Here is a 19,330-nt window from a genome sequence, read left to right as displayed (position 1 = left end):
CACTATCATCATTGGAGTTTAATTATGCCACTTGCATTATGGGCCTTAACCTTAAGTGCCTTCGCTATTGGTACCACCGAATTTGTTATTGTCGGCTTGGTACCTACTATCGCTCAAGACTTGAGCGTATCACTTCCTTCCGCTGGCTTGTTGGTCAGCTTATACGCCCTGGGCGTAGCGATTGGTGCTCCGGTACTCACCGCTTTGACCGGACGCTGGAATCGTAAAGTCGTACTCTTGGCGCTTATGTCTTTGTTTATTGCTGGGAATATTCTGGCATGGCTGGCACCGGGTTATGATTCCTTGATTACCGCGCGTATTTTAACGGGTTTAGCCCATGGTGTGTTTTTCTCCATTGGTTCAACGATCGCGACCAGCTTAGTGAGTAAAGATAAAGAGGGCAGCGCCATAGCTATCATGTTTACCGGATTAACGGTTGCCTTAGTGACAGGCGTACCATTAGGCACCTGGATAGGGCAAACGTTTGGCTGGCGCGCAACCTTCCTGATTGTTGCTTTACTTGGTGTAGTTGCGTTGATTGGAAGTGCTATCTTGTTGCCGAGTAAGCTCAGAAAGTCACCTCCAGCGACACTTTCCCAACAACTTAAAGTGCTGACACAACCACGTTTGCTCTTGGTTTATGCCATGACAGCGGTGGGCTATGGCGGTACATTTGTCGCCTTTACTTATCTTGCGCCAATGTTGCAGCAGGTATCCGGATTTTCAGCAGGAGCGATCAGTTTAATCTTGTTGGTTTATGGTGTGTCGGTTGCTATCGGTAATATATGGGGCGGAAAGTTAGCTGATAAACATGGGCCCGTTAAAGCACTACAATTCATTTTTGCTGCCTTAGCCGCAGTACTATTTGTTTTCACCTTTACTGCTGGTCATCCTATAGCGGCAGTACTGACAGTATTGGTTTGGGGGGCATTTGCCTTTGGTAATGTCCCAGGATTACAGGATTACAGGTTTACGTGGTGCAACTTGCCGAAAAGTACAGCCCGAACGCAGTCGATGTAGCGGCAGGCTTAAACATCGCGGCCTTTAACGTAGGCATTGCACTGGGCTCAATTATCGGTGGCGGTGTAGTCGAGAACATGGAATTGACTGATACACCATGGATCGGAGGGCTCATAGTGGTGTTGGCTTTGATATTAACGACCTTCTCTGGGGCACTAGATAAAAAGCAAACCTTGGTCACATCTGAACAAGGCGTTTAGCATTTAAACAGCGCTAGGTGGCTTGCCTCAAACACAAAAGTCGGATTTTTAATCCGGCTTTTGTGGGTTTATATAACCTGCTTGGTGCCATGACGTACGTTAACTTCACTTCATGAGTAATGAATATTGGTTAACGGTTTATCAGCTTAGATCACGCTAATACCGCCGCCAAAGGCACGATAAATATCCACTAAACGGTTGAAACTTTGTTGCTCGAGTAAAGCAAGTTGATCTCGACTCTGTAAAGCATCACGTTGAGCTTCTAATAATTCAAGAAACTCACCACTGCCTGCTTCAAAACGTTGACGTGCTATTGTCATGGCCTTTTCACTTGCTTGCCATTGGTATTCAGTGCTTTGTTGTTGCTGCCGACTGAAATTATAGCTTTGCAATGAAAACTGCATGTCGGCGAGGGCATCAAAAACCTGTTGTTCAAACTGGGCAAGGGCAATATCAGAGCTGGCTTCAGCTTGGCGAATACGCGCTTTCACTGAGCCTAAATCAGCAGCTTGCCAACTCAGGGTTGGTGCAACACTCCAACTTTTTGTCTCTCCGCCCAGCGTTAACCCTGGGCCGGATAAAAAGCCTAAAAAGCCGCTAACGGACACGTTTGGGTAAAGATCAGCGGTCGCTACGCCGATCCGCGCAGTGCTGGCGGCTAATGCACGTTCTGAACTGGCGACGTCAGCACGGTAACGCAAGTAGTTTTCGCCCTGTACTAAAGCAACAGGTTGCGATAACTGGGGTAGATCCGGTTCGTTACTCAGTGCGAGCTGTCCCGGCTTTTTAGCCAATAACGCAGATAAAGTGGCATCGGCACGGGCTAACAAAGTACGCATTTGTGGCACACTGGCTTCAACTTGAAACACCTGGGCGTCAATGCGCGCTATTTCTAGTTCAGAGGCGAACCCTGCCTGATACCGTGCACGTACTATGGTGCGAGTTTGGCGTAAGTTGGCCAAATTCTGCTCGGCTACTTTTAACCGAAATTGGGCTCCTCGATAGTCCCCATAACTGGCAGCAACCTGACTGATAATTTGCAACTGAGCATCTTGCCATAAGATGTCCGCTTGCTCAGCTTCAGCTAACGATGCTTCAACGGCACGGCGAACCTTACCGAACAAATCAATATCCCAAGTTAAGTTAGCGCCTGTGCTATAACCACGGGTAATTGCCTCGTTATCGCTGCTAAGCACCGTTGGATTCTTTGCTGCTTGGTAACCTGCATCCAAGGTGCCTTTGGGCATCAAATCATTAGCGCTGTCGCGAAATATGGCATAGGCACGTAGCACATTGGCCTGAGCTTGGAACAGTGTACGGTTTTCATCTAATGCGATCTTAATCAGATGATTAAGATCTTCATCACCAAACGCTTGCCACCAATTTGTCAGTTTGGCTGCTTGTTGGTAAGTGTCTGTTAACGCGATATTCTCTACCTTGGTGGGAGCCTGATAATCAGGCCCTACGGCACAGGCGCTAAGGGCAGCTAGCAGACCTGCGAGTGTGCCAATTTTTAATATATTAGTCATGATCAGCCTCCTATTTGGCAGTGTTTAATGGGTTGGATTCAGGTGTTTTTTGCTCGCCGCGTTTAGCGAGCACGTAATAGAATAATGGGGTAAGTAGTAGGCCAAATAGCGTGACACCTATCATGCCTGAGAACACTGCAACGCCCATAGCTTGGCGCATTTCAGCGCCTGGTCCGGTTGAAAACACCATGGGTACTACGCCCATAATGAACGCAATAGACGTCATCAGAATGGGCCGTAACCGTAATCGACCAGCCTCTAATATGGCTTCTCTGGCGCTTTTACCTTCGTCCTGTAGCTCTTTAGCAAACTCAACAATCAAAATCGCGTTTTTGGTTGCCAGCCCCACCAGTACAATAAAACCGATTTGGGTGAATATGTTGTTGTCGCCTCCTGCGATAAGCACGCCGCTCAAGGCCGACAATAACGTCATCGGGATAATTAAAATGATAGCCAGTGGTAAACTTAGGCTCTCGTATTGAGCCGCCAACACCATAAATACCAACAGGATGATCAGCGGGAATATATACATGCCTGCATTACCCGCCAAAATCTGCTGATAGGTCAACTCAGTCCATTCGTAACTCATGCCGTTGGGCAGGGTTTGGGCGAGTATTTTCTCAATAGCGGCTTGTGCCTCACCGGAACTAAAGCCTGGTGCTGCTCCGCCATTGATCTCTGCTGTGGTAAAACCGTTGTAGTGCATGACGCGGTCAGGACCGGCAGTATTGCTCACGTTAATAAATGAGCCGATAGGCACCATGTCACCGTTATTGTTACGCACTTTTAGTTGAGCGATCTGTTCCGGCGTTTGTCTGAATTGCTCATCTGCTTGCACGTTTACCTGATAGGTACGGCCAAACTGGTTGAAATCATTGGCGTACACCGAACCCATATAACCCTGTAACGTGGTAAATAACTCATCCAAAGAAACCGATTGTTGCTTGGCTTTGGTGCGATCTATGTCCACATCAAGTTGCGGTACATTGATTTGATAGCTAGAGAAAACGCCGGCTAATTCAGGCGTGGCCCAGGCTTTTTGCATAACTTGCATAGTCACTTTATATAGCTCGTCGTAACCATAATTAGCGCGGTCTTGAATTTGTAATCTAAACCCACCTATAGTGCCTAAGCCTTGCACTGGCGGCGGTGGGAATATCGCAATGTAGGCATCTTCAATGGCGGCAAATTTCTGGTTAAGTGCAGCCGCAATCGCGCCTGCTGATAACGATGGGTCGGTGCGCTCGGCAAAGTCATCTAGCGGGGTAAACACGATTCCACTGTTGGTACTATTGGTCAGGCCATTGATACTCAAACCCGGAAACGCTACCGAGTGGGCAACACCAGGTTGTTCAAGGGCAATACGTGACATTTCTTTGATGACTTCTTCTGTGCGCTCAAGCGATGCGGCATCAGGTAACTGGGCGAAAGCCACAAGATATTGTTTGTCTTGTCCCGGTACATAACCTGTAGGCGTGGTCGTGAATTGCAGTCCCGTCAAGGCGACTAAGGCAATGTAAATCACCCCAACGAGTAAGCCAAAGCGCAAGACCTTTTTTACCACCCAGCCGTAACCGTCTGATAGTTTTGCAAAGAAGCGGTTGAAGGGATTAAACAACCAAGCGCCTAATAGTTTGTCCATTGTACGGGTGAGTACGTCCTTTTTCTCATGGGGACTTTTTAGCAATAACGCCGACAGAGCGGGGCTCAAGGTCAATGAGTTAAGCGCCGAAATAAAGGTTGAAATAGTAATGGTTAAGGCGAATTGCTTATAAAACTGGCCGGTTAAACCCGACATAAATGCCGTTGGAATAAACACGGCCGCCAATACCAAGGTCGTTGCTACTATCGGTCCTGTCACTTCTTTCATGGCCTTTTGCGTGGCCGCTACCGGTGACAAACCCTCTTTGATATTTCGCTCGACGTTCTCTACTACGACTATGGCGTCGTCTACCACTATGCCGATGGCTAAAACCAAACCAAATAACGACAAGGCATTGAGGGAAAAGCCCAGCAGATGCATGAAGGCAAAAGTGCCCACTAAGGATACAGGTACGGCCACTAAAGGAATGATGGATGCGCGCCAAGTTTGTAAGAACAGCACCACAACCAGCACCACTAATAGTAGCGCTTCAAAAAGTGTTTTAACCACAGCTTGGATTGAACCGCGCACAAACACAGTGGGGTCGTAAACGATGTCGTAACTCAAACCGTCCGGGAAGGTGGCTGACAACTCTGCCATTTTACTGCGCACGTCATTGGATATTTGAATGGCGTTGGAACCTGATGCCTGAAACACCGGCATAGCCACAGCGTCTTGGTTATCAAGCAGCGAACGTAAAGCGTAAGTGGATGCACCTAACTCAACGCGGGCCACATCTTTTAAGCGACTGACTTGGCCTTGCTCACCGACTTTAATAATGATGTCTTCAAATTCTTCAACCTTGGTCAAACGACCTTTAACGTTAATTAAAAGTTGAAAATCACTTTTTCCCGTGGGCTGAGCACCTAAACTACCAGCAGCAGCCTGTTGGTTTTGTTCGCGAATAGCGGCAACAATATTACTTGGTGACAAACCTAAAGCAGCGACTTTATTTGGGTCAAGCCAAACGCGCATGCTGTAATCACCCGCTCCAAATATACGCACTTGACCGACGCCTTCAATACGCGCTAGTTCGTCTTTAACGTTTAGTACCGCGTAGTTTGACAAATACAACATGTCGTAACGCTTATCTGGCGAGGTTAAATGCACCACCATGGTTAAATCCGGTGATGATTTTTCGGTTACCACGCCTAAGCGCTGCACTTCTTCGGGTAAGCGTGGTTTGGCTCGCTCAACTCGACTTTGTACTTGTGTTTGGGCTAAATCTACATCACTGCCAATGGCAAAGGTGATCGTTAGCGTCATACGCCCGTCAGATGTGGCCTGTGAGGACATGTACAGCATGTTTTCCACGCCGTTTATCTCTTGCTCCAAAGGAGAGGCAACCGTTTCAGCGATGACCTTGGGGTTTGCGCCAGGATAGTTAGCTGTAACCACAACTGTGGGTGGCACCACTTCTGGATACTCGGTTATAGGCAGTTGCCATACTGATATGGCACCTACGATAAAGAAAATAATAGATATAACGGCCGCGAATATCGGACGACGTATGAAAAATTGCGAAAACATTGGGGTTCCCTTTAACCGCGTTCAGCTAATGTTTTGTCAGCTTGCGCTGTCAATTCATTGCTGGTTTGGTCGAGTAATTTTTGTTGCTGACGCAAAGCGGTCAGTGCTTCTTGTGAGGTCATGTCGACCAATTTGGGCTGTATTTTCATCTTCGGGCGAACACGTTGTAAGCCATTCACCACTATGGTGTCAGTGGGGGTTAAACCGTCAGTAATGATGCGCAAACCATTGTTTTTCTCGCCTAATACCACGTTGCGATATTCCAGTCGGTTATCTTGATCAACGACTAATACAAATTTTCTGTTCAGATCCGTACCTATGGCTTTCTCGTCGATCAAAATGCCTTGATAGGAGTTACTACCGGTTAATTTAACTCGGGCAAATAACCCAGGTAATAATGCATGATCATGATTTGGGAAAGTGGCGCGAATACGAATGGTGCCGGTCTGTTGGTTTACCGCGTTATCAACAAAGTCGACGTTACCTATATGTTCGAAATTTATTTCACTGGCTAATGCCATGTACACAGGATTAGCCGCGACATCTCGAGTGTCAGAGCGTTTACCAGACTCAGCTAACTGAGCGTACTTAAGATAGGTTTGCTCATCGACATCGAAATAGGCATACATTTTATCCATAGAGACCAAGCTGGTTAGTGCGCTTTGTCCCGCCGTCACAAAGTTACCCTCGGTAATTAACGCGTAGGAAACACGCCCTGAAATAGGTGCAGTCACTTGGGTGTATGACAAGTCAAGCTCGGCGAGGGCTAGGGCCGCTGAAACGGATGCCACAGTCGCAGACGTTTGCTGTTTGCGTGCCAATCGGCCATCGAGAATTTCGATGGATACAGCTCGCTGTTCGCTAAGGGTTTCAGCGCGAGTAAAGTCGTTTTGTGCTTGGATAAACGCACTCTCGGCACTTTGTAACTCAGCTTTAAGGCGATCAACTTCTGCTTTAAAAGCACGTGGGTCGATTCGAAACAATACATCACCCTTGCCAACTACAGCCCCTTCTTCGAACAAAACGTTTTCAATATATCCAGAGACCCTAGGTATCAAGGTGACGGTTTGTGGTGCTTGTAAACGACCGGTGAATTCGTCCCACTCAGTGATGCGTTCATTCACGACACGGGCGACGCTGACTTGTGGGTCTATGGGAGCTGATGGTTGTTTAGTTGGCTCTGTGTTGCCACAAGCAACCAACACCAGACTAGTGATCCCGCTAAAAATGATATTTCTGAACGTGTGTTTTTTGCTCATAGGGTTAATTCCTAAAGTTTACGGCGATTGAGGTAGGTATGAAATAATGTTTTGTACTGGTCGGTAAGAATATAGATCTAGTAGGCGTAGTCAATTGATTTATGTACCGAGTGGTAAGTTATTTTTAATATAATGTAGACGTTTTTTATATGCACGATTGCCGAGCTGGTTAAAGGCAGATACATGACTAAAATAGATAGAGAAAACGCCGCCTAATTTGAACTTAGTTTCGGCCAGTGAGACTAACTACTTGGTGAATGGTACGCAGGGTGAGAGGCAAGTTGAATGTCGAATACTTCACATTGTTTGCCTAAAGCTACAAATGGGAATTTTCTACTCTTTCTGTACTTAATAGTAAATAACCCCATATAGACAAGGGTTAATTACCTGTTTACTATGTGAACACATTTATATCAGGAGCTGAATAATGAGCACTGTTAGTTGTACTGCCGCAGTGGGAAGACCACGGGCTTTTGACATGCAAATAGCCTTAGAGAAAGCGTTAGATGTTTTCTGGGCGAAAGGATATGACGGTGCATCGCTGTCAGATTTAACCACTGCTATGGGTATTAATAAACCCAGTTTGTATTCTGCCTTCGGTAACAAAGAGCAGCTATTTTTAAAAGCCATTGAGTTTTATGAAAATCGTCCCTGTGGTTTTTTCAAGCCTGCGCTTGAGCAAAAAACAGCATATGAAGTGGCTGAGTTTATGCTGTTAGGTGCGGCTAAAAATATGTCCGACTCATCTCATCCTCAAGGATGCGTGATGGTGCAAGGTGCTTTGGCCTGTAGTGAAGCCGCAGCCGGTGTAAAAGATGTACTCACTAAGCGGCGTCATCAAGGTGAAAACGAATTACGCAGTCGCCTTGAGTTAGCCCAACAGCAAGGGGATTTGACAGATGAAGCTGATGCGTCAACCTTAGCTCGATATTTATGTACGGTTATCAATGGCATAGCGATTCAAGCCAGTAGCGGTGCAACGGAAGCTCAGCTTGTTGGCGTCGCTAAATTAGCGTTAGCCAGCTTCCCTCGTCGTTAATTTATACGTCACTGCCTAGTTTTAGCTAATACAAGATAACAGGCAGTGCGTTTTTATCTAAAATATTCCGCTTACCGTCACATCCCCCTCGACTGCCTTTCAATTATATTTTAGGTTGTAACCTCATCCTTACTTACAAACTGTGTCGCTAAAATACATTAAAATTGGTTAGTTGGTAGTTAAGTTACGGCAATAGTCGATGAACGATAATGTCACTAAAAAAGAGTGTGTTTTTGCTAATTAAACCTGCCTGAGTCACAGTATTTTTATTGTCTAAATTATACAAAATATCGATAAACAAAGGGCTGCAAAGATGTTAATCAGAACCTGTTTTGCGTATACTCGAAGGGTATTTACGTAACGACAAACGCAAATTTTGCAACATACTATTTAGGCTTGATTAGGCTGGGCTTAACCCTTAAATATCCATGTTCAAAGTCAGCTAGAACAGATCTGTAACACCGAGGTGTTCGGCGTTCTTTTATGCCGTTTCTCGTCATATCAATATTGTTAAACATTTTTATACGGAAAGAGATTATGAAGATAATTTGCATTGGTGAGATGCTCATCGATTTTGTGTGTACAGATACCAACAGTGGTTTGGTCAATGGCGTTAATTACGTTAAAAAATCTGGTGGTGCACCCGCTAATGTTGCAGCCTGTATCGGTAAGTTAGGCGGTGAGCCAGTATTGGTCGGCTCAGTTGGTAACGACCCTTTTGGTGAGTTTTTGATTGAAGAAGTCAAACGTTATGCCGTCAACACTGACCACGTTGCGTCTTTATCTACTTCCACTACCTTGGCATTTGTCTCTTTGGGCGATAACGGAGAGCGAGAATTTGCTTTTAACCGTGGCGCAGATGAACAACTGAACTTAGACGACAACACCATCAGTACCTTGTTGACGGATTCTATTTTGCATCTTGGCTCTGCCACTGCATTACTTGGCGGAGAGTTAGGCGAAAGTTATCTGCGTATTGCTCAGCAAGGTAAGAATAATGGCAATATAATCTGTTTCGATCCTAACTACAGAGTCGATTTATGGCGCGGACGAGACGCTGAATTCAGAGACATCTGTAATACCTATTTTGCGTTAGCTGATATCGTAAAAGTTAGCGATGAAGAGTTAGTTTTACTCTCGCAAAAAGACGATATGGCTGAAGGTTGTCAGTATTTTCATGATTTAGGCGTGAAAGTTGTGCTGGTGACCCTGGGCCCAGACGGCTGCTTAATTTCACAAAATGGTCAGCATTACATAGTGCCGGCCTATGAAATAAACGCCGTTGATACCACGGGGGCTGGCGACTCGTTCATCGGCGCTATTTTGTTTCAAATGGCTAAAAGTGGGCCAAGCGATAATTTCTACCATGACGACTTTAAAGGCTTTATCGAATTTGCTGGTAAGGTTAGCGGCTTGGTGTGTGCCAAAATTGGCGCTATGACTGCGTTACCCACGTTGGATGAAGTGAACAGCATGACCTTTGTTCTTAAAAGTAAAGCATAAAACGGCCTTTAACAATGGACCGTAAAAAAGGGACCTGATGGTCCCTTTTTGTTGCGCGATGATTGTTTGCCTTAAGCTTAGTCGATACTTAATAAGCGCTCGGCAGTGTATTCATTAGTAATCAAAGCGTTCACCAGCTTTGATCGTAAAGCGCCCAATATTGCAAAGACCTTATCTTCACCGGCAGCTAAAGCAAATACCGGTTTATCTGAGCCAACAATAAGCGGCGTACTGGCCACTCGTTGATTGATACCGCAATCGAGTAACTGCCCATTTTTATCAAATACCCAGCTAATAATTTCTCCCACGGCGCCGCCCGTTTGCAACTCGTCTAACTCTTCAGGGGTCACGAAACCGTCTAGATGCAGGGGCGAATTGGTGCCTAAATTACCCACACCTACAAAGGTCACATCTGCGTGTTGTGCCAGATTCATATTCTGCGCAATGTGGGGCATGGCGTGTAACTGATTTTTTGCGTTCACACTTCGCGGCAACACAGGTAAAGGCATGGGGTAATGCTTGGCGTTAACGCGCTCAGCCATGCGTACCACTACATCATAAGGTGACGCCGCGCCGTCAGATGTCATGTTACCCAGTAAGGCTACAATTTTATGCTGAGCACAATCTAGCGGGGCCAGTTCATCTACGCAGGTACGCAGCACTCGCCCGGTGCCCATGGCCAATATTTTGGGTTGTATTGATTTTAAATGACGTTCAATTTCGTTGGCTCCGGCCTGGGCTAAACCCACGGTCGAGGTCGGATCGCTAATATCACTAGGCACCACTTCACAGGAAAGCAGACCAAAACGGTTGGAAATTTTTTCAGCCAAGTCCATGCACTTAGCAATGGGATGATCGAGCCTAACTTTTACTAACTTCTCGCTAACGGATAACGCCACCATGCGCTGAGCCGATTGGCGAGAAATTCCGAGTTTTTTTGCGATGTCATCTTGTGTGTTACCCGCAACATAATATAACCAGCCGGCTCGAGCGGCGTCGTCTAATCGTCTATTTTCGGCACTGGAAAGCTTAACCACGTTTATCTCGCATGTTATGTATTGTGTTGAGCGTCGGTGCAAGCGCATAAAGAGCTTGCCAATTTTTGATAGTCGTCAAATCGTCGACTGAGGACTCGCCGGGTTGTCTCCATTGCTGCATATGGCCTGCGCCAGCATATCGGATGACTTGCATTTGGGCTGCCTTGGCCCCTTGAATGCCGGCGGGGGAATCTTCAATCACTAGGCAACATTGAGGATGAACACCCATTTTTTCCGCTGCGTATAAAAACAAATCAGGAGCGGGTTTACCGTTTTTTACTTCAGAAGAAGTGAAAACTTGATCACCAAAATAGTGGCCAATACGCGTTATCTCTAGCGCGCGACTGACGCGCTGAGGACTGCTACTGGTCGCCACGCAATAAGGTACTTTGAGCTCTGATAACATTCGTTCTAGTCCAACCGTGGGCTCAAGCTCCACAGCGAAAACTTGCATTAACTTAGTTTGATAGTCTTGGGAAAATGAACTCGCTAATGCTACGTCAAAGTCAGCCAAAATTTTGGCTGTGACATGCTCAAAACTATGGCCGAGGAAGTTCGACTCAAAATATTCATCGGATATGCGCACACCAAGCTCTAAGAGCATGTGTAGCAATACACGTTTACTTATAATTTCACTATCTATCAGTACCCCATCGCAATCAAAAATGATTAATTCTATGGGGTACTGCAAAAGTGATGTGTGGGAAGGAGTCATTCAATAACCGGCAATTATTCTTATTGTTTTAAATACCACTCTAAGGTCTTTTCAGTACCTGAGACCCAGAGCATGTCTAATATCGACGTAAAATGCTTAACAAATACGTTGTTGCTTGAGAGTGTCCCAAATATGTCCGTCATTTGCAAAAATATTGCCGGTTCCACTTTTGCCATAGATGCTTGTTTTATAAGCCTTTTAGCTTGTGGGTCGTCAATAGATATTTTGCTATTGGGAACGTCGCCTTCAGCACAAAGTCGACACCATAATGCCACGACTAACGCTAGACCAGCGCAATCTCTACCTTGTTCTAAATTGGCCACAATAGTGGGCAAAATGAACTTGGGTAAACGGTTCGATGCATCTTGGCATAGCCGTGGCACAGTATCGCACACTTCAGGATTAGCAAATCTAGATTCGATAACGGCAAAATAGTCATCAAAATCGACCCCAGGCACCTGGGGTAAGGTAGGAATAATTTCCTGTGTAACCAGTTTTTTCAAGTACAAGCTTATGAGTGGATGAGCCATAACATCGTGGACAAAGTGAATGCCGAATAAAGCGCCTGGGTAGGCAATTGCGGCATGTCCACCATTTAGAATACGTAATTTCATCAGTTCAAAAGGGGCGACATCTGCAACAAATTCGACACCGACCTGTTCTAGGGGGGGGCGGCCATTGGCAAAGTTATCCTCTAGTACCCATTGTCTAAACGGTTCACAAAAAACAGGGGCCTGGTCTTCTATATCAAATAAAGTCATCAGACGTTGACGTTCCTGCTCTGATGTTGCCGGCGTAATACAGTCAACCATAGAATTCGGGAAGGTAACATTTTGGCTAATCCACTGCGCTAAATCACCATCGATCGCTGCAGCCATTTCGCTAACAACTCGTTTGGTAATATTACCGTTGTGAGGAATATTGTCGCAGGACATAATGGTAAAAGCTGGCTTGTTCTGTTCCTTACGACGTTTTAGCGCCGAAATCATTAAGCCAAATACGGTTGTGGGGGTTTCAATATTAGCAATATCCCTTTGGATTTCGTCATGGGCAAGGTTGAAGCCGCCTGTCTTATCATCCATGAAATAACCCCCTTCGGTAATTGTCATTGACACTATTCGAATCTGACTATCGGTGAGGGCGTCAATTAACGTACTGGCATCATTTTCGATGAAATCGAGCATCGAAGCGCAAACCCTAGCGGTGAGTCCTTTTGCATCTAGTTCTACCACGGTCGTTAACCAGTCCTGAGCTTTCAATTTGTCGCGCATGACCGAGTCATAGGTTTTAATGCCTGCTCCTCTGATAGCCCAATCATGGGCCAGGCCTGCGTTAAATAATTTGTCTAGGTAAACCGCTTGATGAGCACGATGAAAATTGCCGACGCCAATGTGAATAATACCGGGTGAAAGCAATGCGCGTTGATAATCGGGTTTAGACACGTTAGGTGGCATGGCATCAAGTGTGTCAAGACCAAGTTTAATAGTCATTGAATTGAGCTCCTACGTTATGTAGCAAAATGCTAATATAAATCAGGTTGGTTCATTTCCCGGGTGAACACGTGGAAACAAACCCAAAAAGGTTTGCCTCCCCTGTGCCGTTTAGTTACCGGAAAATGGAGTCGCTGGCAGAGTCTTACCCGCTGCATCAAAATGCATAATTTTGTTTTGCGGTGCGGTCAAATTTACATCGTCGCCATATTTCAATGGGCAATCACCATCAGCTTTAAGGGTAAGGGGACCCACTCCATCAACATGAATATGTAGAAAGGTTTCTGACCCTAAATGCTCAATCACACCAACTTTACCCGTCCAAAGGCCTTTGTCCTGTGTAACTTTTAAATGCTCCGGACGTACTCCCACGCAACTGGTTGGATCGCCATCAACTGCTTCAACCTCAATAAAGTTCATTTTTGGCGAACCAATGAAACCAGCAACAAAGCGATTGATCGGAGTTTGGTACAACTCTAGCGGGGTTCCGACCTGCTCAATCACACCTGCATTAAATACCGCAATGCGATCTGCCATTGTCATCGCTTCTACTTGATCGTGGGTGACATAAATCATCGTCGTATCAAGAGTTTTGTGTAACTCGGAAATTTCCAGGCGCATGTTAACGCGCAATGATGCGTCTAAATTAGACAGTGGCTCATCAAATAAAAACGCAGAAGGTTGACGCACTATCGCACGGCCAATTGCAACGCGTTGACGCTGACCGCCTGACAATTGTCCGGGTTTGCGATCCAGATAATCACCCAGATTCAATATTTTTGCCGCGGAGGCAATTTTTGCCTCAATTTCAGCAGGGGGCATTTTTGCTCGTTTTAATGGGAACGCAATATTGTTGCGCACCGACATGTGTGGATACAGTGCGTAGGATTGAAACACCATGGCTAAGCCTCGCTTTGCAGGAGGCGTATTAGTGGCATCTTGTCCGTCTATGTCAATATTGCCACTGGTTGTATCTTCCAAACCCGCGATCATCCGCAACAAAGTTGATTTACCACAACCTGACGGACCAACGAATACGATGAATTCGCCATCATGTATCTGTAGATCTATTGGTTTAATTACATTTACGTCGCCGAAAGTTTTCGTGACCTGTTTTAAAGTAATGCTGCCCATGATAACTCTCCTATTTTACTGCGCCGAAGCTTAATCCGCGCACTAATTGTTTCTGACTAAACCAACCAAGTATAAGTATGGGCACAATGGCCATCACCGATGCTGCTGATAACTTGGCGTAAAATAATCCCTCTGGACTTGAATAACTGGCAATAAATGCCGTTAACGGGGCTGCATTTGCTGCGGTCAATATCAGTGTCCAAAAAGCTTCATTCCACGCTAAAATAACGTTTAGAAGTAGCGTAGAAGCTATACCTGGCAGTGCAAGCGGTAGTAACACATGAAATATCTCTTCAGCAATACTGCATCCGTCCATACGTGATGCTTCAAGGATTTCATGTGGGATTTCTCTAAAGTAGGTGTAAAGCATCCACACCATTATCGGTAAGTTGACCAGTGTCATAACAATGACCAAGCCCAATTTAGTGTCGAGCAAAGAGAAATCTCTAAACATCAAATAAATAGGGATCAGTACACCGACCGGCGGTAACATTTTGGTCGACAGCATCCACATTAATAAATGTTTAGTGCGTTTAGTTTGCACAAACGCCATAGACCAAGCTGCGGGTATGGCTATGACTAAACCTAGCAAACTAGAACCAATCGAAATCACTACAGAATTCCAGAAATGGTTAAAGTAGGGGGAACGCGCCAGTACGTCTGAATAGTTTTCAAGTGTCCAATCAAACATAAATAGACTGGGGTTGGCTGATATTGCCTCAGCTTCCGTTTTAAAGCTGGTTAGCAAGGTCCATAAAATGGGGAAAAAGATCATTCCACTTATGCCCCAGGCTAAAGCGGTATAAATAATTTTAGATTTATTACTGTTATTCATAGCCATAATTTAGTCCTCCAGGTTTTTGCCAATTAGGCGCATAAGGAAAATAGCGACAATATTGGCAATGATTACTGCGACAATACCTCCTGCTGAGCCTCCGCCAACATCAAATTGAAGTAATGATTGCGTGTAAATCAAGTAGGTAAGATTGGTCGAGGCATAGCCCGGCCCACCACTGGTTGTGACCAATATTTCAGCGAATATCGACAGTAAAAAGATGGTTTCGATTAAAATTACAGCTGTTATAGCGCGAGATAAATGCGGCATAACAATATAAATAAATTTACTAAACGGGCCGGCACCATCCAAATCAGCGGCTTCCAATTGCTCACGGTCAAGGGACTGAATAGAAGTGAGTAATATCAATGCTGCAAACGGCAGCCACTGCCATGACACTATGATAATAATTGACAACAAGGGTACTTGAGCAAAGAAGTCGACGGGTTCGACACCAATCCATATGGCAAAGTGTGCAAACAAACCATTAACCGGATTCATCAGCATATTTTTCCACACTAAAGCAGAAACTGTCGGCATAACAAAGAACGGCGCTAACACCATAATGCGCACGTAGTTGCGTCCCCAAATGGCTTGGTCAAGCAAGATCGCCAAGCCAATACCACCACAAATGGTGATAAGAAGAACCCCCCCCACGAGCAACAGTGTATTGAAAAAAGAGGCAAAAAAAGCAGGATCTGTCAGAAAGAACTCATAATTTAGAAAACCAATAAATTCTTCGCTTCCGGGTGTGAGTAGATTGTAATCTAAAAATGAGAAATACAATGTCATACACAGCGGTACTATCATCCACGCCAACAACAATACGACGGATGGAAATAACATCATTCTAGCTAAGTTACGAGATTGCATCGTCGCCATAATCTAGACCTTTTTCAAGTGAAAACCATGGGTAAGTGACCTGCACTTACCCCCCATCAAAATTTAACTATTTTGGATAACGTGCTTTACGCATTGCGCGTTCGACCAAGCGCTGTGAGCTAGCCAATGCTTGCTCTACCGTCATCTGCCCAGTCAATGCAGCGGCAAATTGTTGGCCTACGGCAGTACCAATACCCTGAAACTCAGGTATGGCAACAAATTGAACGCCCACATAAGGCACGGGTTGCACCGTTGGGTTTTTCGGATCAACAGACTCAATAGACGCCAAGGTGATTTCAGCGAAGGGAGCGGCTTTTAGATATTCAGGATTGGCGTACAAAGATGTACGAGTACCTGGAGGTACATTAGCCCAACCTTTTTCTTTTGCGACGAGAGCAAGGTACTCTTTGGATGTTGCCCAACTGATAAACTTCATTGCTGCTGCGCTTTTTTCGCTGCTAGAAGGTACAGCAAGCGTCCATGCCCATAACCAGTTTCCACGTTTACCCAAGCCCATATCCGGAGCCATGGCAAAGCCCACCTTATCGGCGACTTCCGAATCTTTTTCGTTGGTCACAAAGGCACCCGCAACAGTGGCATCTATCCACATGCCGCACTTACCTGTTTGAAACAACGCTAAATTTTCATTGAATCCGTTTGAAGATGCGCCAGGAGGGCCAGATTCTGTCATGATATCAACATAGTATTGCAAGGTGTCTTTCCACTGAGGCGTGTTAAATTGTGGCTTCCAATTTTCATCAAACCAGCGGGCACCAAAAGAATTTGACATGGCGGTAATCAACGCTATGTTCTCACCCCACCCAGCTTTACCTCGCAGACAGATCCCATACACACCGGCGTCACTATCTGTCATGGCTTTGGCAGCTTGGCGAATAAATTTCCAGGTGGGTTTGGTGGGCATTTCAAGACCGGCTTTTTCGATCAAGTCTTTGCGGTACATGACCATCGAACTTTCACCGTAAAAAGGGGCCGCATATAATTTGTCATTTACCGACAGGCCACTTCTGATAGCCGGAAGTAAGTCTTCTTCGTCGTACTCAGCGCCTAAGTCGTCAAGTTCAGTTAGCCAACCTTGATTGCCCCAAATAGGCACCTCGTATGTACCGATCGTCATGACGTCATATTGGCCACCCTTGGTAGCAACATCGGTCGTCACACGTTGACGTAGAATATTTTCTTCTAATGTGACCCACTGCAGGTCGATATCTGGATGCTTAGCTTCAAAATCAGCGCTTAGCTCTTTCATGGTGATCATATCGCCGTTGTTTACCGTGGCGATGGTGATGGTTTCAGCGGTTACGGCAGTACTCAGCGTTAGCGCTGCACAGGTTAACATGGTAATTTTTTTCAACATCGGGCATTCCCCTTATGTTTTCGGTTAGGTATCTTACGTACCGCTATTTTGCTTCGCAGGGGTAAATAAGACGGTTTTCATAACTTATTGTAGTTCAGTGTGATGCAGCCATTGTTAGGTACATGGCCACATCAAGTAGACTAATAACTTAGAATTTAACGGATATCTCTGAGGTGAAGCCGTCAAACCCTTTACCGATTTGCCCGCCAGAGTTAATTCCTTCGTCTTGATCAACATATTCGAACTTTAGAAGCGTTCTATCATTGAACCAGTAACCTGCAGCCACTTGTAGGCGCTCAACTGTGTTATCTGTTTGGGCGATTAAATCTGAGGTGTTTTCAGCTTCTGCATAACGTGCGGCGACATAGAACTTGCGAGGAATGAAATAATGCTGGGCTTCAACAGTCCAATACTCAACTGACGAATCTCCTTTAATCACGCTATTTGAATCGAACGTTGTTCCTGCCGGATCAGCGACCCCGTCTACGCCGAAGTAAGTAATACCGGCTACTGCGTTTCCTGCCGTATCTGCGAAAGTATAATCGTCACTGGACTTACCAATCATAAAAATTAAACTGGTTTCAGGCGTTGGCTGGTACGCTAAGTTCAACTGAATTGTTGTCTGCTCAAGCCCTGGCATAATACCAACATGGGTGTCGCGCTCACTTGAAGCTGATGCCGAAAAGTTATAGTTTTCACCATCCCCAAAGCGATAGTTAGTGGTGGTTAAACCGTCAAGGCTTGCTACGCCGTTTTCAAAGCGCAATTGGTCGCCTTGGTTGGCCTGTAAAAAACTCATCCCGGCTTTAAAACCACCAGCGAACTCTAAGCTACCTTGAAGCAAGTAGTTAAAACCGCGATCTTCTTGGAACGCTTCGCCAAAACTGGATGTGGTGATGTGGCCGGTAACATTGTAGCTGCGGATTACACCATCATCGAATGTCTCGGTATATCTTAATTGTGCACCATTCTCTGCGGTTGCGTAGTCCGTTATTCCGTTACCAATGAGGGCGTTACCTTGGTTGTCAGCGCCGTCTTGAAACCCTTTAAATTGGAAAGGAGCTCCGCCAATGGTACCAACGCGCAGGGTCAAGTTAGCATTTTCACGCGCATACTCAGTAAGACCAAATAAGTCAAACTCGATACCCGAGTAGTCATTGTGAAAAGCAAAATCACGGTCGCCGTTGTTACCGAAATCATTTGGCTCTTCAGCGATATCGATATCAGCGGTGATGTATTCCGTGATGTGAAACTTAAGCATGAGGTTTGCTCTGATACGACCAAAACCAGAAGACTGTTCTTCATCTACAGGGCGAAACGCGCCTTCTTTGGCTTGAATTGCTTGGTAGTTTTGCATAGCTAGAAAGTTAACTTCTACACGACCATCAAGAAACGAGTTTACTTGGGTAGCGGGTACGTACGCCGGTGCTGTTTTGCTTAGCTTTTCAGCATGTACCAGCGTAGGTGCTGATGCAGCCATAACTGCTGCCGCGAGTAATCCTAGCTTGCCGAAGACCGACGCAGGTCGAGCATTGTTACGATGACAGTGAGTTGTGCAGATGTTTGAGTTAGACATGTTTACGCCCTTATGAAAGTAAGTGTTGTGTGTGGTCTTATAGATTTCAAATGGAAATCAACTAAAGCCGATATATCCGTTAACTGCCTTCACAAACAGGGCGTAAGCCCTAGATCTGAGTTAATGATTGTATTTTGGGGATATGCCCGACTAGTGAGCATATTCCCAGATTGATTTAACATCGTCAATCGTTTTTGCTTACAAAATGTTCACATTTAATGCATTAAATATTTAAATTAATAAAATTCAGTAGCTTACATTTGTTAAAAATGTTGCGTAAATGTGTGGGAATACACAATATTGTGACTAAAGGCTGGCAAGTGAGTCATGTATTTGCAAAAAACGCACGGAATATGGCTAATTTGCATAGGTTTCGCCTTGTCAGTCGCAGTTTAGTCGGGAGATTTTGCACGAATACACGCAAAGAAATAAATGAAGGTAAATATGAAAAGTTAACCAATTGATTAATATCGAAAGTTAGCGATAATCACTATGCTATGAATAGCGCTATGTTATCTGACCCTGTTTTCGATTCGGTAACGATAGTTTTTTAGTTATTAGGTA

The 19,330-nt window shown here is 45.3% G+C and carries 13 protein-coding genes and 1 pseudogene; 3 read left to right on the top strand and 11 right to left on the bottom strand.

Annotated features, from left to right (window positions below; translation table 11 throughout):
* Positions 1–24: 24 nt before the first annotated feature.
* Positions 25–1,220, top strand: a pseudogene (locus GPLA_RS05705) (MFS transporter).
* 146 nt (positions 1,221–1,366) lie between these two features.
* Here the strand turns inward: GPLA_RS05705 and GPLA_RS05700 are convergent.
* From GPLA_RS05700 to GPLA_RS05690, 3 genes are read right to left on the bottom strand one after another with little or no spacing between them, the layout of a single operon-like run.
* Positions 1,367–2,749, bottom strand: coding sequence for an efflux transporter outer membrane subunit (locus GPLA_RS05700; RefSeq protein WP_007103904.1), 1,383 nt, complete (start codon positions 2,747–2,749; stop codon positions 1,367–1,369).
* A 10-nt stretch (positions 2,750–2,759) separates the two neighbouring features.
* Positions 2,760–5,921, bottom strand: coding sequence for an efflux RND transporter permease subunit (locus GPLA_RS05695; RefSeq protein WP_007103903.1), 3,162 nt, complete (start codon positions 5,919–5,921; stop codon positions 2,760–2,762).
* A gap of 11 nt (positions 5,922–5,932) precedes the next feature.
* Complete coding sequence (locus GPLA_RS05690; protein ID WP_007103902.1) at positions 5,933–7,180, bottom strand: efflux RND transporter periplasmic adaptor subunit; 1,248 nt, start codon at positions 7,178–7,180, stop codon at positions 5,933–5,935.
* 427 nt (positions 7,181–7,607) lie between these two features.
* On the opposite strand from GPLA_RS05690, the gene GPLA_RS05685 reads away from it, so the two are divergent.
* Both GPLA_RS05685 and GPLA_RS05680 read left to right on the top strand, forming a co-directional pair.
* Positions 7,608–8,219, top strand: coding sequence for a TetR/AcrR family transcriptional regulator (locus GPLA_RS05685; RefSeq protein ID WP_007103901.1), 612 nt, complete (start codon positions 7,608–7,610; stop codon positions 8,217–8,219).
* A 537-nt stretch (positions 8,220–8,756) separates the two neighbouring features.
* Complete coding sequence (locus GPLA_RS05680) at positions 8,757–9,722, top strand: carbohydrate kinase family protein (protein ID WP_007103899.1); 966 nt, start codon at positions 8,757–8,759, stop codon at positions 9,720–9,722.
* Between the two features lie 77 nt (positions 9,723–9,799).
* Here GPLA_RS05680 and GPLA_RS05675 read toward each other — a convergent pair whose 3' ends face one another.
* From GPLA_RS05675 to GPLA_RS05640, 8 genes are all read right to left on the bottom strand, one after another.
* Entirely contained in the window at positions 9,800–10,759 is a 960-nt protein-coding gene (locus GPLA_RS05675; RefSeq protein WP_007103898.1) for a sugar-binding transcriptional regulator, read from the bottom strand.
* Positions 10,752–11,474 (bottom strand): HAD family hydrolase, encoded by a 723-nt coding sequence (locus GPLA_RS05670; protein WP_051997643.1) that lies wholly within the window; start codon positions 11,472–11,474, stop codon positions 10,752–10,754. The genes GPLA_RS05675 and GPLA_RS05670 overlap by 8 nt, the downstream gene beginning before the upstream one ends.
* Positions 11,475–11,494: 20 nt before the next feature.
* Positions 11,495–12,964 (bottom strand): mannitol dehydrogenase family protein, encoded by a 1,470-nt coding sequence (locus GPLA_RS05665; RefSeq protein WP_007103896.1) that lies wholly within the window; start codon positions 12,962–12,964, stop codon positions 11,495–11,497.
* A gap of 111 nt (positions 12,965–13,075) precedes the next feature.
* Positions 13,076–14,098 (bottom strand): ABC transporter ATP-binding protein, encoded by a 1,023-nt coding sequence (locus GPLA_RS05660; protein WP_007103895.1) that lies wholly within the window; start codon positions 14,096–14,098, stop codon positions 13,076–13,078.
* A 10-nt stretch (positions 14,099–14,108) separates the two neighbouring features.
* Positions 14,109–14,939, bottom strand: a complete 831-nt coding sequence (locus GPLA_RS05655; protein ID WP_007103894.1) for a carbohydrate ABC transporter permease — start codon at positions 14,937–14,939, stop codon at positions 14,109–14,111.
* Positions 14,940–14,942: 3 nt separating this feature from the next.
* Positions 14,943–15,815 carry a carbohydrate ABC transporter permease gene (locus tag GPLA_RS05650; RefSeq protein ID WP_007103893.1) on the bottom strand — a complete coding sequence of 291 codons (873 nt, stop codon included), beginning with the start codon at positions 15,813–15,815 and terminating at the stop codon, positions 14,943–14,945.
* Positions 15,816–15,882: 67 nt separating this feature from the next.
* Positions 15,883–17,190 (bottom strand): ABC transporter substrate-binding protein, encoded by a 1,308-nt coding sequence (locus GPLA_RS05645; protein WP_007103892.1) that lies wholly within the window; start codon positions 17,188–17,190, stop codon positions 15,883–15,885.
* A 148-nt stretch (positions 17,191–17,338) separates the two neighbouring features.
* Positions 17,339–18,766: a hypothetical protein gene (locus GPLA_RS05640; protein WP_040513978.1), complete on the bottom strand. Its 1,428-nt coding sequence runs from the start codon at positions 18,764–18,766 to the stop codon at positions 17,339–17,341.
* Positions 18,767–19,330: the final 564 nt, after the last annotated feature.

Source organism: Paraglaciecola polaris LMG 21857 (assembly GCF_000315055.1).
GTDB lineage: Bacteria > Pseudomonadota > Gammaproteobacteria > Enterobacterales > Alteromonadaceae > Paraglaciecola > Paraglaciecola polaris.
This window is presented reverse-complemented; position numbering and strand designations above follow the sequence as displayed.

Excerpts from the sequence above, each read along its gene's own strand:
- GPLA_RS05700 (WP_007103904.1), bottom strand. The coding sequence starts at position 2,749 with ATGACTAATATATTAAAAATTGGCACACTCGCAGGTCTGCTAGCTGCC.
- GPLA_RS05695 (WP_007103903.1), bottom strand. The coding sequence starts at position 5,921 with ATGTTTTCGCAATTTTTCATACGTCGTCCGATATTCGCGGCCGTTATA.
- GPLA_RS05690 (WP_007103902.1), bottom strand. The coding sequence starts at position 7,180 with ATGAGCAAAAAACACACGTTCAGAAATATCATTTTTAGCGGGATCACT.
- GPLA_RS05685 (WP_007103901.1), top strand. The coding sequence starts at position 7,608 with ATGAGCACTGTTAGTTGTACTGCCGCAGTGGGAAGACCACGGGCTTTT.
- GPLA_RS05680 (WP_007103899.1), top strand. The coding sequence starts at position 8,757 with ATGAAGATAATTTGCATTGGTGAGATGCTCATCGATTTTGTGTGTACA.
- GPLA_RS05670 (WP_051997643.1), bottom strand. The coding sequence starts at position 11,474 with ATGACTCCTTCCCACACATCACTTTTGCAGTACCCCATAGAATTAATC.
- GPLA_RS05665 (WP_007103896.1), bottom strand. The coding sequence starts at position 12,964 with ATGACTATTAAACTTGGTCTTGACACACTTGATGCCATGCCACCTAAC.
- GPLA_RS05660 (WP_007103895.1), bottom strand. The coding sequence starts at position 14,098 with ATGGGCAGCATTACTTTAAAACAGGTCACGAAAACTTTCGGCGACGTA.
- GPLA_RS05655 (WP_007103894.1), bottom strand. The coding sequence starts at position 14,939 with ATGGCTATGAATAACAGTAATAAATCTAAAATTATTTATACCGCTTTA.
- GPLA_RS05650 (WP_007103893.1), bottom strand. The coding sequence starts at position 15,815 with ATGGCGACGATGCAATCTCGTAACTTAGCTAGAATGATGTTATTTCCA.
- GPLA_RS05645 (WP_007103892.1), bottom strand. The coding sequence starts at position 17,190 with ATGTTGAAAAAAATTACCATGTTAACCTGTGCAGCGCTAACGCTGAGT.
- GPLA_RS05640 (WP_040513978.1), bottom strand. The coding sequence starts at position 18,766 with ATGTCTAACTCAAACATCTGCACAACTCACTGTCATCGTAACAATGCT.